The organism is Desulfosporosinus cupriresistens, from assembly GCF_001707885.1.
Taxonomy (GTDB): Bacteria; Bacillota; Desulfitobacteriia; order Desulfitobacteriales; family Desulfitobacteriaceae; genus Desulfosporosinus.
Genome location: NZ_MASS01000084.1, coordinates 1 through 13,161 on the forward strand (window position 1 = coordinate 1; position 13,161 = coordinate 13,161).

Below are 13,161 nucleotides of genomic sequence, written 5' to 3' on the forward strand. Positions count from 1 at the left end.
ACTTGACTTGTTCGACTGCTTGGAACGCGCAATCATATCCCAAAGTAATTCTTCGCGTTGATAGGTTGCATTTTCAAACTCTCGGGAGAGTTTAAGCGCGCTGGTCGGACAAGCTTCGGTACATAACCCACACAAAAGACAGCGGCCAATGTTCATAACATACGTCTTTAAGAGCTTTTTATTGTTCTCATCCTTTTCGCTGGTTAGATCAATGACTTGATTCGGACAAACGTTGACACAAAGTCCGCAAGCGATACACTTCCCAGGTTCAAGAACCATAGAACTCCGCGTCCGGGGAGGAAGATTCGGCTTTACTTCCGGATAAGCTTCTGCAAGATTAGGGCCGACGAAACGTTTGAGCGTAATACTCAAACCTTTTAATAAACCTTTACCAAACACGCTTTTACCCTCCAATCCGCAAACTGAGCAACTCGTAAAAATAAATACCAATACCTGTTAAGAAAATGTTCGCCAAGGACAAAGGAAGCAGGATCTTCCAGGCAAAATGCATCAGATGATCGATTCTCATCCGGACAAAGGTCCAGCGAACCCACATCATCAAGAAAATGACTGACCAAATTTTGAGAATAAACCAGAGCCAGCCAGGCAGGAAGCCAGGGCCGTTCCAGCCGCCCAGAAACAGCGAAACAGCAATTACTGACGTAGCGACCACATTGCCATATTCAGCGAGCATGAACAGTCCCCACCGGAGCCCAGAGTACTCCGTGAACGGCCCGGCGACAATCTCCTGCTCTCCTTGTACCTGATCAAATGGAGCCCTGTTCGATTCCGCAATACCAGCTATCAAATAAATTACAAAGGCTAAAGGTTGTAGAAAAATAAAGGGAACGGTTTTCTGAGCCTCGATAATCGAGGATAGATTGAAGGTCTGAGTAATCATGACGACCCCTAGCAAAGAAAAGAGCAAAGGGATTTCATAACTGATCATCTGAGCTACCGCTCGCAGCCCCCCTATTAAGGAATATTTGTTATTGGATGCCCACCCCGCCATTAACAGCGCCAAGGTTGAAAGGGATGAAATTGCCAAAAAATAGAAAATACCCAAATCAAGATTAATTGCTACCATTCTCTTACCGAAAGGAAGAACGCCAAAAGTCATCAAGGTAACTCCCACTAGAATCATGGGCGCAATTTTAAAGAGAAATCTATCTGCCTTGGCAGGTGTAATATCTTCCTTACCCAACATTTTCACTGCATCGGCAATAAATTGGAACCAGCCATGTGGCCCTACTCGATTGGGACCGGGTCTCTGAGATACCCAGTGGGCAAATTTACGTTCCACCAAACTAAGAAACAACGCTGCCACAACCATAATCAAAAAGAGTACAATAAACACTATAATATTAATCGTTAAATCTGCCCCAAACGAGTGAGAATCCACAAACAGGCCACGGATGACATCCGCAATATTTACAAATACATTGTTTAAAGCGTCCATCGTCTACTCACCTCTTCCAGTTCCGAAACTCCCCCATCAATAAGTAGGAGTTCCTGCTCTACTTGCAATTTCTACTTATCTACTTCTCCTAAAACCAGATCCATCGAAGCGAAAATAGTCACAAGATCTTGAATCTTCCAACCGGCAATTATCTCCGAGAGCATTTGAACGTTCACAAATGCTCCGGTGCGTATTCGTACCCTAGCTGGTTTCGTTGTCCCATTACTAACAAGGTACCAGCCCATTTCTCCCTTAGGGTTCTCGACTCGATGATAAACTCTGCCGACTGGAGGCTTGATCACCTTAGGAACTTTCGCCATCACAGGCCCGGCTGGGATGTCTCTCAGTGCTTGTTGAAGAATCTTTCTGCTCTCTTGAATTTCCAGAAGCCGTATAAGATGCCGATCATAAGTATCGCAGCCATAGAGCACTGGAATATCGAAATCAAACCGATCGTAGATACTGTACGGCTCAGCCTTACGCACATCATACTGCACTCCAGAAGCCCGCAGATTTGCCCCCGTGATCAGCAGATTTTCTGCCACTTCCTTAGGGAGAATCCCCACACTTTTCATACGCGCTTGAACAATCTCATTACCAAAGAAGATCCCATAGTACTCCTCCATATTCTCTGGCAAATCGTCGAGAAAGCTCTGGAAGGCTGGCATGAATTCGTCTGGCACGTCATGACTGACCCCACCGATGCGGAAATAATTTGGCGTCATGCGATTGCCCGCCGTCATCTCAAAAAGATCGAGAATTCGCTCGCGGTCACGGAAACAATAACTCCAGGGAGTCCAGCCGCAAATATCTAAAGACCCACTGGCGATCATGACCAAGTGACTAGCTATCCGCCCCAATTCTGCAAAGATAATGCGGAGGTACTCAGCCCGCTCGGGAACTTCTATGTCCATCAATTTTTCAACCGCTTGGACATAACCAAGACTGTTATGGGGTCCTGCTAGATAATCTAGGCGATCAGTGTACGGAATAAACTGAGTATACGTGCGGCTTTCCGCCATTTTTTCCAGACCACGATGGAGATACCCAATTTTAGGTTCAACCTTAGTGACAACTTCTCCATCCAAATGGACCACCATGCGAAACACGCCATGTGTACTCGGGTGTTGGGGGCCCATGTTAAGGGAGTACTCTTGAGTTCCTGCAATCGTCATAGTTTCCCCACCTATTCCCCTTCTTTTCTTACTCGCATAATCGCACGTTGTTCGTGACTTTCAATAACATAATCTTTGAGCATGGGATATCCTTTAAAATCATCCCACAAATAAATACGCTTCAAATTAGGGTGTCCTCTGAATTGAATACCAAACATATCAAAGGCTTCCCGCTCTAAAAAGTTTGCCCCTTTCCAAATGCGAGTTGCAGAGTCAATCACAGGATTGTCTCGTTCAACTCGGGCTATTATGCGTAAACGCTGGGGACCACGCAGACTGGACAATTGGTAAACAACTTCAAGATGATCCTCCAGATCCATTCCAGCTAGGTCATGCAAAAAATCACAAGGGACATCCCCAAAGTTCTTAGCACCAGTTAACGCTTCTATGGCCTCAGGGTAATTAATGGTTAATTCGAGTACGCCAAGACTCTCTTCGACTTCTCCCTTAACCCTGGCTGACAACTCACCTACTCGTGCTCTTAACACATCACTTGTCATGCTTAATTAACCTCACTTCGGAAGGATTTTGAATCTTCTGTTTAAGTTGCAGCATCCCATAAATCAAAGCTTCTGGCCTTGGCGGGCAACCAGGGATATAGACGTCGATCGGAATAATACTATCCGCTCCCGGTACCACGGCATAAGAATCAGCAAAGGGCCCCCCTGAGCAAGCACAATTACCCATGGCAATAGCCCATTTAGGTTCCGGCATTTGATCATAGATCCGCCGCGCAACGGGTGCCATTTTCCTTGTCAAAGTCCCAGCCACAATCATTAAATCGGCTTGCCTCGGTGAGGCCTGGAACACCTCGTAACCGAAACGCGATAAGTCATAGCGCGCACCTCCTGTTGAGGCCATTTCAATAGCACAACAAGCCAAACCGAATGAATTCGGCCAGAAAGAATGCACTCGACCCCAGTTCAGAAACTTTTCGATGCTGGTCCGCAAAATATTTTTGTCAGCCGCAACCTCAGCCTCGCGCAGCTCTTTCTCCCTTTTTACATCCACTCTAAAGCACCTTCCTTCCAAGCGTACCAAAAGCCGACGATGAGAATAATCATAAAAATGAACATTTCGACAAAAGCAAACGCTCCTAGTTTACGGAACGTCAAAGCCCAAGGATACAAAAAAATTGTTTCTACATCAAAGGCAGTAAAGACAATAGCATAGAGAAAGTAGTTACTCTTGAATCCAATCCACGCCCTGCCAATTGGCTCGTTACCGCATTCATAGGTCGTTAACTTTTCCCTATGCGGCTTATGGGGTGCCAACAGACTAACCACAGCCATGACCACAATGGGTAAAACTACTGCAAAGGCAAACAACAATCCTACTGCCGCAAAATTGTCTGACATTTTCAATTCCCTCCCTTTCTCATAAAGGTTACTGATCCTTCGTCTACCTGTTTTTCAAATTTATAACTTGAGTTTCTACTGTAATTTCTTTTTCTTCCCTCCTCTCTGCTCCAACTCGTTTACCACTCATTGGCGCAACTTCACAAACTGTTTACTCTATATCTTCACCTCTGCTTGGCAAATTCGATGTTCGATAGTTGTTGTTCGAACTCGAATTGTTTCTGCAGAAAACAAGATTAAAAATTTATCTTCGCTATATCCTAGAATACTCAAGGATCTTAGCTTCCACATGGCCTAACCACCGGACATCGGCCTCGGCATGGAATAATGCGGCATCTGTGAGCAAGTCTGTCATCATATTGTCCCGGTTAATGCCGTCTTTGCTCAGACGATACTTAGTTTCTGTCAGTTCTCTCATTTGTTTCATATAGATGTGCGTCTGTCGTTCAATCAGGCGGAGCGCAAGCTCCGGATTCTCCTGGCTTATGAATAATAGTTTAATAAAGAGTTCATCGCGTAAAGGCCGTGGTTTGGTAGCCGGTTCCTGGAGCCAACGCTCTAGCTCTTGGACCCCTTTCGAGCTAATATCGTACACTTTCTTGTCCGGTCGGGAATCTTGCTCTTCTTCAGTGCCACTAACGAAATCCTCTTTTTCCAGCCTGTCCAGTGTAGTATAGATTTGTCCGTAATTAAGGTTCCAGAAGTTCCCTATTCGCTCATCAAAAATATTTTTTAATTCATATCCATGGCGTGGGGCTTCTTTTAAAATACCTAAGATGGCGTGTTTAACCGGCATGACTAACTTCTCTCCTTAATTTAAATTGCTTAATCTTTAGAGTAAGAGTTTAACCACTCCCAATGATTTACTCTGAACGCAATGCTTTAACCGGATCAACCTTTGTGGCTAACCAGGCAGGGTACACGGCGCTCAGACCAACTACCAAAGCCATAGCGATGGCAACGCCAATATTCTTGGTCCAAGGGATAGATACATCTAAGACCCACCCATTCACATTTCTATCAAACATGGTTCCCGCAATCTGAATACTTGCGGCTACCGGAATAGCTAGTAGTATCCCGGCGATAAATAAAGACCCTACTTCAATCATGAACATGCCTCTAATTTGCCCGCAAGTGAGGCCTACAGAACGAAGGGTACCGATCTCGTGGGTTCGCTCTATTACTGAAATCAACATAGAATTAGCAGTCCCAACCGCTGCCACCAGCAGAATCACTGTGATTACAAAGTTGAAGATATCTGTTAGATTGCTTGTCAACTTTAACACGCTGTCCCGGTAATCAGAAACCAGAGCGACCTGTACCCGGAAGTCACTTTTAAGATTAGCTTCCAGGCGGTTCCGTACCAACGCCGGTGACACGCCTGGTTCCAGGGCTAACCAAAAATAGTCGATGGAGTGATCGCCCCAATACCGGATGTAGTCTTGGCGGTTCATATACACACTTCCGTTATAGCTATAGAAATCCCTTGTAATGGCGACAACAGGAAATTCAATGGTTCCGGAAGGAGTAGGAATCGCCAGCTCTTGTCCTATGTGCAAGCCGTATTTCAAAGCCATAGACTGGGAAATCCATATTTGACCTTCACGTTCCAGTGCGTCCAAGGCTTCATCCTTCCCAGGCTCTACCACCGGCGGGTCGCTAAATTGGCGCCAGTCTGGGACATCGTACAATTGAAGATCAACCGGATTGCCGTGCCATTTAAAACCTGTGCTACGCGATCCGGCAACTCTTCTTACCCCTTCTATTTTACGAATCCGTTCTAACAACGCTTCAGGTAAACCTACTTGATCGCTGGACGCGGTCTGTATCCCCTGCGAAATAACAATGTCCGGCGTAATTAAGTCATTAACATAGTTGACCATTGTCTGATTAACACTGGCAAGTATACCTAGGAAGCCGAAAGCTACAGCCAAGCCAAGGAGTATTGGCATCCCGGTGGCTACCGCGCGTGTTGGAGCACGCCTGAAAGAGCTTATCCCTAAACGACCGGACAACCCAAAAAGCGTTTCAGCTATAGGTTCTAACTTCTGTAAAAGCAGAATTAAAAAGGGTGGCATCAAGACGGCTGCCCCAATAACTAAGCCGGTTAAGGTAGCTTGGAATAATAGGGACATGTTATTCCCATAGATCAGAATTGCCCATGATGTAATCATTAGAGTAACGCCGACAACGACCCGCCACCGGGTGTAACCGAGTTCGATTATAGAGTATTGGCTGTTCATGGCCTGGATCGGGGCGACACTAGCTGCCTTCCAAGCGGGCAACCAAGCGGCGATAAGACATAACGCCACGCCGGTCAGCCAGATTATGGCATAATTAATCGCCGTAAAACGAATGCTGTGGATAGAAATCTTAAATATTTCCAGCAAAGTATCGCTCACAGTACTCAGCAATCCTTGAGCCAAGTATGTTCCCAAGAGGAGGCCAAACGAGCTACCGATCACACCGATTAGAATTGCCTGAACTAGTATTAATTTGTGAATTTCCCACTGTCGCCAGCCTAAAGCACGTAGGATACCAAGTTGACTGCGTTGTTCGGATACGGCGACTCTCATGGAGTTATACATGACATACAAAGCTAGAAACATTCCCATGAACCCATAGACATTATTAAGGCTCTTAATGAAACCCAACATTTTGTCCATATTTCCGCTCCGCCCCAAGGGAGTGAGCACATCTACGCTATTACCCAAGCTCTCCTGTAAGGCTTTTTTCACCGCAGGTACACTGTTCGGGTTTTGCAGGACAATGCTTATGTACGATAGTTTTCCCTTCAGCTCAAAAGCCTTCTGTGCCGTGGTCATGTGTATAAAGACAACTGCTCCGTTATTAGCCTGGGCCACTCCGCTGTCTTCTAAGATCCCTACTATGCTAAAATCTTGCATCCCCTGCATGGTCTGGATGTGCCAGATATCCCCCAATTGTCCCGGTTTCCCCCGTAACAATCCCTTTGGAACGGCGATTTCCCGCTGGTCCTTTGCTGGCATGCGGCCTTGCATTAAGTGATAGGTACGGATTTTTTCATCTTCTTCAGGTACAATGCCCATCATTGTGGTGAATCCTGGTAATTCTTGAACTTGCGCGGCGTTCTGCACGAAAGGGACTGCTAATTGTACACCTGAAGTCTTTTGCACTGTAGCCAATAAAGTATCACTTATACCACCTTGAGGGGCTTTCACCTCCAACTGAGCTTTGCCCCCCAGTAAACCAGCTAACTCTTCAGTCTTATAATCGATACTTCCATTCAACCCTTGCACAGCCACCAGCGCCGCTATTGCTACTGCCACACTCAGCGTTGTTAAAATCGCTCGCAGTTTTCGATGCCAAAAATAGGCTAGAGCTAATTTTATACTTAACAACGCTCTCACCTCGCCGCCGAATCGAGGATTCGTCCGTCTTTCAGGGTAATTAGAGTATGACCATAGGCAGCAACCATCGGATCATGCGTGACCATAATCAGGGTAACTCCCAGGTCTTCAGTGATTTGTTTCAATATAAAGAGCATTTGATCACCAGTTTTAGTATCAAGGTTACCAGTTGGTTCATCGGCCAGAATAAGGGAAGGGTGGTGAATGAGAGCCCGTACGATGGCTATCCTTTGCATTTGGCCCCCTGACAATTCTGCCGGATAGTGTTTACGCCGGCTTTCGAGACCCACCCGCTTCAACCAGTCACTTACCTTCGGTTGCCAGACTGAGCGGGGCTCACCTGCCATAAGTAAAGGCAAAGCGGCATTCTCCTCAGCACTCAAGGTGGGAATCAGATTAAATAACTGAAAGACAAAACCGATTTCCCGGCGACGAAACAGGGTTAGCTGTTTATCCTTCCAACCGGAGATTGCCCGGCCGTTAAGAAACATATCCCCTTGGCTTGGCTTGTCTAACCCGGCCACTAAATTTAAAAGTGTGGACTTGCCGGACCCGCTGGCCCCCATAACTGCCAGGAATTCGCCAGCTTTGACTTCTAAACTCACTTTATCCAGAGCCGTTACCTGTTCCTTGCCCTGGGTGTATTGTTTACTCACTCGATCTAACCTAACCTCACATCCCTTGACTTGGTTTTCTCCCACTGATTCCCTGGTTTTTATCACTGCGGTTTCAACCATAGTTACACCCTCTCTGCGCCTATAGCTAAAAGTATATATCTAGCTAATAGTATATATCTGGAGAGTGCAAACTTCAATAGTTTGATTCCCATAATTTGTGAGCAGCATCGTTAAATAAGACATATAAGACTATGGTTAAGGCCCCTCGTCCAAAAGACGAAGGGCCTAATGATCACTAAAACTTTTTTTGTGCTTTAGTCATTTAACGATTTGTCCATCTCCTTTAAATCATATACTTTATTTTGATAATTTATTAACTCATTATTTATGACCAGAACCATAATTTTTTAAGACATTAGTCCACAATAATTTAGATCTTCGATGCTAAGCGCCAAATGGCAACTCCATGCAGTTGATTTTTCTTAGCACAATCTAACTTTGCACTTAAACTGCGAACAAATTTCATGACGCACTCCGGTATCAGTAAACGTATAGTGAGGAACTTGTTGTGTTTCATCATACAAAATGCTGACCTTATGTTTCCGAGCTAAATTATTGGCTTGGGCATTTAGATATATACGTTGGTGATGTTAGCTTGTTCGATGCCCAGTTGTGGCATATACAGGTAGGCCCATGAAAGTTTGCTACAAATCAACCAAAAAAATGTAAAAACCAGAAGGATTCTGACTGGAGAGCGAGAAAGTATATTGAATTGTGTAAAATTTACCCAAATCCCTTTTCAGCAGAATAGTCAGATTAAGATTAGGGGCAGAAGGACGGTAGTGGTTTATGGCTAGTAACAGTGAACCGCATAGGATAACATCAGGAGGAGGGTTTGCTTTAAATTCTTCCCTTGACAAATTGCATATTGCGGAGATTATTGAGTTTCTTCCCGATGCCACCTTCGTCTTAGACGAACAACGACGAGTTGTAGCCTGGAACCGGGCGATGGAGGCTATGACCGGGATTAAGAAGCAGGACATAATTGGCCATGGTGATTGTCGCTATATGATTCCTTTTTACGGTGAGCCGCTTTCCGGTTTGATTGACCTCGTCTTCGATTATGATGAAAAAATTTCCGCAAAATACGATTTCGTTGAACGAGATGGATGCGTATTACGTGTTGAGATATATATCCCAACATTATATTGCGGCCGAGGAGCCTATTTATGGGCAGCGGCGTCTCCTTTGTTCGATGAGGAAGGGCACATAATCGGTGCGTTCGAATCAATTCGGGATATTACCAAACGTATAGAGATGGAACAAGAGATTAAACGTCACCACGACGAACTGCAAACCCTCGTCGAGGAAAGAACGCGAGAGTTACAAGAGCGAACGAGGGAGTTATCAGAAGTTAATATCCAACTAAGAAAAGAAGTTAGCGAGCATCGGAAAACCGAAAAAACCTTGCGGGAAGTAAACCAGCGTTTGACAGACATAATAGAATTTTTGCCTGATGCCACTGTAGTTGTTGACCAGGATAAAAGGATTATCGCCTGGAACAGGGCGATTGAAGAGCAATCCGGGATGCCAAAAGAGAATATGTTAGGTAAAAGCAGCTGCGCTTTGAGTCTAGCCTACTACGGTATTGAGAGGCCCACCCTCATAGATTTGGTATTTGCACCCCAGCCGCACGACGGAAAACTGTATGATGTTACTGGTAAAGATGGTATTTCTGTATTTTCAGAAGGCTATTGTCCTTTGCCAAAGAAAGATCATGGAGCATATCTATGGGGAAAGGCATCGCCGTTTTATGACAGCCATGGAAATATCGTCGGGGCTATTGAATGCACAAGAGATATTTCCCAAAGAAAACAAGCCGACAAGGATCTCCGTATAGCAAAAGAACGTTTCCGAAAGGCTTTTGATGCTAGTCCGGCTATTATGGCGGTCAGCGAGGTGGCAGATGGTCGTTACCTCTATGTCAACGACCAATTTGTACAAGCTTTTGGCTTTTCACGGGATGAATTAATTGGCATTTCGGCCTTAGAACTAAACATTTGGAGTAATCCCCAAGAACGGTTGCAGATGATTGCTATCTTAAATCAACACGGTTCGGTCAGAAATCATCTTGCCCACATTCGGGTTAAAAACGGAAACATAAGAATAGGACTCTTATCAGTTGAAAAAATCGAATTTGACAGTAAACAGCGCCTGTTGATCGCTATGAATGATATCACAGAACTTAAAGAGACAGAGGAACTGCTGCGCAGTTCAGAAGAGAGATTTGCCAAGGCATTCTACTCTGCTTCTTATGCCATGACGATTATGGACTATACGACCGGATGTCATATTATCGTCAACGACTCTTTCTTGAAGCTCACCGGATTTGAGCGGGAAGAGGTTATTGGATACTCCGACGTAGAACTAAAATTTTGGCTGAATTTTGATATACGCGAGCAAATATTTAGGATGCTGCACAAACACGGAATGATAGAAAATTATGATGTCCTATTCAAGACAAAAAGTGGTGCAGTACGCAATGCCCATTTCTCTGCAGTGCTGATCGAGCTTGATGGTAACCAGCGTTTGCTGATAACAATTGACGATATTACCGAGCAGAAACAAATGCAGCAAGAAGTTTCCCGGCTGGAACGATTAAATCTGATTGGTCAAATGGCCGCCGGAATCGGGCACGAAATCAGGAATCCAATGACGTCAGTGCGGGGATTCCTGCAGATCCTGGGCAGTAAAAGCGAACTACTTGCCTACCAAAGCTGGTTTGATTTAATGATTGGCGAACTGGATCGGGCTAATTCTATTATTACTGAGTATTTATCCCTGGCTAAGAACAAGCCGGTTGAATTCAGTCGGCTTTGCTTAAACAATATCTTAGAGACTATCTCACCTTTAATCAACGCCGATGCCTTGAACGGGGATAAAAATGTAGAGTGGCATTTGCAAAAAGTCCCCAAAATTTCGTTAGATTCCGAAGAAATCAAGCAATTGGTACTTAATCTGGTCCGCAATGGATTAGAAGCCATGCCACCTGGGGGTACCCTCACCATCACAACATATATTGATGGGCCTGATACCATTTTAGCAGTGCAGGATCACGGCGAAGGGATTACAATGGAGGTGCTGGAGAAACTTGGCACCCCCTTTGTCAGCACAAAAGAAGCGGGGACAGGCTTAGGATTGCCTTGCTGTTATGCCATAGCGGCAAGGCATCAGGCCACAATCGATGTAGAAACGGGGCCGAATGGAACTACTTTTAAGGTTCGGTTCAAAACTGAAGGGACATAAAACAATTTAATAAGCTATACCAATTCGTGAATTTATATAGTCCACACTTAAAACCTGTTTATAAACAAAATCAGCTACATCTGGAATAGATATGGCTACTCCGGCTTGAGGTAAAAAGTCACGTTCTATTCGATAATATCCTGTAAAATTCCCGCTTGATAAATAAGGTGGACAAATGATAGTCCACTGAAGATCTGACTCACTGAGTAATCTAAAGACTTCATGATGTTCTTCAGCTGCCCATATTGATTTACGCTTGGACTCTTTCGATTGATAGCGCAATAAACTAGGATCGGTTTGGCTTTGTAAGATACCAGCTGTTCCAACTGTGATGATCCGTTTGATCGCCCGCTTGTTCATGTCCTCAAGAATGAGTTGCATACTATTAGATAGCGTCGTCGTTCCATCCGTACTAAGAGCACTTATCACGACCTCAATTCCTGATAAAGCTTTAGCAATGTCTTCTTTGTTTAAGACGTTGCCATTGATTATCGTTAAGCGTTGATTAGACATAATTTTTTTAGGTTGACGGACCAACACCGTGACATCATGATCACCCTGCAATACCTTATTAAGAACATAACTACCCACTCTACCTGTAGCGCCAAGAATTAAAATTTTTATGAGGATACCTCCTCGTATAATGAATTTCAAATGTACCTCTGCTCTCTAATACATTCTCTTCACACTAGCATTCTCTATGTAAGCCACTAAAAACCTTACAAGGGCCTCATCAGTCATAAATTTCTTTCCATTAACTAACAAACGAGAACGCCCAATCAAAATTTTTACCTATATTAGAGTATTTCAGCCATTATAAGAACAAAATAATAGCAACTAATTGTCCGGCGACATGTTATTCATTTATGTATATTTTTCTGCCGTAGTAGGTTAGGTAGACCGGAACCTTCCCTGATGGTTATAAAATTAATTGTATAAATGATTGCCCCGCAATGGCATTTGAGGGAAATAAATTCCATAAGGTACGGTGTTTCCCTAAAGCTATTCGAGGTTGCTCAGAATGTGTACAAGTTTGCAAAGGGCAAAATAAGTTGCCCCAGGTTGCCAAATAATTTGAACTATGTTAGCAGTATTAACTTAAAGCTAAGTTTATGCTTGCAATAGTAGCCGGACTAGTAGGAGATATGAACAAACCAATCAATTAGCTGTCTGGCTATACTACCGATTCCAGGAATCATTGGGAGTTGTTTAACAGTGAACCATCCCGCATCCAAGATTTCTTTTTTATCTATAGTTATGTCCCCACTAGCATACTCAGCAGTAAAACCTACCATTAAAGAATCTGGGAAGGGCCAAGGTTGACTGCCAAAATATCTAATGTTCTTAACTTTGAGACCAACTTCTTCTTCCACTTCCCTTTGCACGCACTCTTCAAATGTTTCCCCTAGTTCCACAAAACCTGCCAAGACACTATAGAAGCCACCTTGAAAACTACTCCCCTTTGCTAACAAAAGCTCACGTCCCCTAGTTATAGCCACAATAATTGCTGGGGAAATCCGTGGATAATTAACAAAACTACAAGAAGGACAAATCTTAGCCCTTTCATCCATCTTATTTTCAGTCCGAACTCCGCACTGGCTGCAATATTGATGAGTGCGATCCCAATGCAAAATCTGATAAGCTTTACCCGCTAAGAAAAATAAATCTTCGGGGATCTGACCGAGTAACCATCTTAGGTAGCAAAATGACATCCCTTCCATTGCAACCGTATCTGAACTAAGTTCAGCAAGATAAAAAGAACGCCCGTCCAGTTGATCAAGATATTGACTTCTGATCAGCTTCTTTCTTAACTTAAACAAATCAATCTCAGATAAAGTCAATTGCACTTTATTATTT

The 13,161-nt window shown here is 44.1% G+C and carries 12 protein-coding genes; 1 reads left to right on the forward strand and 11 read right to left on the reverse strand.

Going from position 1 to position 13,161, the window contains the following annotated elements; translation table 11 throughout:
- From DSBG_RS20180 to DSBG_RS20220, 9 genes are all read right to left on the reverse strand, one after another.
- On the reverse strand, positions 1-399 hold a 399-nt coding region (locus DSBG_RS20180; RefSeq protein WP_068966621.1), incomplete at its 3' end, for a NuoI/complex I 23 kDa subunit family protein.
- Positions 400-403: 4 nt separating this feature from the next.
- A complete protein-coding gene (gene nuoH, locus DSBG_RS20185) occupies positions 404-1,459 on the reverse strand; it encodes an NADH-quinone oxidoreductase subunit NuoH (protein WP_068966623.1) in 1,056 nt (351 codons plus the stop codon).
- Positions 1,460-1,530: 71 nt separating this feature from the next.
- Complete coding sequence (locus DSBG_RS20190) at positions 1,531-2,634, reverse strand: NADH-quinone oxidoreductase subunit D (RefSeq protein WP_068966625.1); 1,104 nt, start codon at positions 2,632-2,634, stop codon at positions 1,531-1,533.
- An 11-nt stretch (positions 2,635-2,645) separates the two neighbouring features.
- Positions 2,646-3,134: an NADH-quinone oxidoreductase subunit C gene (locus DSBG_RS20195; RefSeq protein ID WP_068966627.1), complete on the reverse strand. Its 489-nt coding sequence runs from the start codon at positions 3,132-3,134 to the stop codon at positions 2,646-2,648.
- Positions 3,124-3,645, reverse strand: a complete 522-nt coding sequence (locus tag DSBG_RS20200; protein WP_068966628.1) for an NADH-quinone oxidoreductase subunit B — start codon at positions 3,643-3,645, stop codon at positions 3,124-3,126. Before DSBG_RS20200 ends, DSBG_RS20195 begins: the two co-directional genes overlap by 11 nt.
- Positions 3,636-3,992 (reverse strand): NADH-quinone oxidoreductase subunit A, encoded by a 357-nt coding sequence (locus DSBG_RS20205; protein WP_068966630.1) that lies wholly within the window; start codon positions 3,990-3,992, stop codon positions 3,636-3,638. Before DSBG_RS20205 ends, DSBG_RS20200 begins: the two co-directional genes overlap by 10 nt.
- Before the next feature lie 253 nt (positions 3,993-4,245).
- Positions 4,246-4,788 (reverse strand): PadR family transcriptional regulator, encoded by a 543-nt coding sequence (locus DSBG_RS20210; RefSeq protein ID WP_068966632.1) that lies wholly within the window; start codon positions 4,786-4,788, stop codon positions 4,246-4,248.
- 67 nt (positions 4,789-4,855) lie between these two features.
- Entirely contained in the window at positions 4,856-7,381 is a 2,526-nt protein-coding gene (locus DSBG_RS20215) for an ABC transporter permease (RefSeq protein ID WP_242877781.1), read from the reverse strand.
- On the reverse strand, positions 7,378-8,118 hold the full coding sequence (locus DSBG_RS20220; RefSeq protein WP_068966636.1) for an ABC transporter ATP-binding protein: 741 nt from the start codon (positions 8,116-8,118) through the stop codon (positions 7,378-7,380). Before DSBG_RS20220 ends, DSBG_RS20215 begins: the two co-directional genes overlap by 4 nt.
- Positions 8,119-8,847: 729 nt before the next feature.
- Between DSBG_RS20220 and DSBG_RS22130 the strand changes: the two genes are divergently transcribed.
- A complete protein-coding gene (locus DSBG_RS22130; protein WP_083236998.1) occupies positions 8,848-11,304 on the forward strand; it encodes a PAS domain S-box protein in 2,457 nt (818 codons plus the stop codon).
- Between the two features lie 6 nt (positions 11,305-11,310).
- On the opposite strand, the gene DSBG_RS20230 is transcribed toward DSBG_RS22130, so the two are convergent.
- Both DSBG_RS20230 and nudC read right to left on the reverse strand, forming a co-directional pair.
- Positions 11,311-11,958: an NAD(P)-dependent oxidoreductase gene (locus tag DSBG_RS20230; protein WP_242877782.1), complete on the reverse strand. Its 648-nt coding sequence runs from the start codon at positions 11,956-11,958 to the stop codon at positions 11,311-11,313.
- A 479-nt stretch (positions 11,959-12,437) separates the two neighbouring features.
- Positions 12,438-13,161 (reverse strand): NAD(+) diphosphatase (nudC, locus tag DSBG_RS20235; protein WP_141694388.1); only part of this gene is annotated, 724 nt, incomplete at its 5' end.

Excerpts from the sequence above, each read along its gene's own strand:
- nuoH (WP_068966623.1), bottom strand. The coding sequence starts at position 1,459 with ATGGACGCTTTAAACAATGTATTTGTAAATATTGCGGATGTCATCCGT.
- DSBG_RS20190 (WP_068966625.1), bottom strand. The coding sequence starts at position 2,634 with ATGACGATTGCAGGAACTCAAGAGTACTCCCTTAACATGGGCCCCCAA.
- DSBG_RS20195 (WP_068966627.1), bottom strand. The coding sequence starts at position 3,134 with ATGACAAGTGATGTGTTAAGAGCACGAGTAGGTGAGTTGTCAGCCAGG.
- DSBG_RS20205 (WP_068966630.1), bottom strand. The coding sequence starts at position 3,992 with ATGTCAGACAATTTTGCGGCAGTAGGATTGTTGTTTGCCTTTGCAGTA.
- DSBG_RS20210 (WP_068966632.1), bottom strand. The coding sequence starts at position 4,788 with ATGCCGGTTAAACACGCCATCTTAGGTATTTTAAAAGAAGCCCCACGC.
- DSBG_RS20220 (WP_068966636.1), bottom strand. The coding sequence starts at position 8,118 with ATGGTTGAAACCGCAGTGATAAAAACCAGGGAATCAGTGGGAGAAAAC.
- DSBG_RS22130 (WP_083236998.1), top strand. The coding sequence starts at position 8,848 with ATGGCTAGTAACAGTGAACCGCATAGGATAACATCAGGAGGAGGGTTT.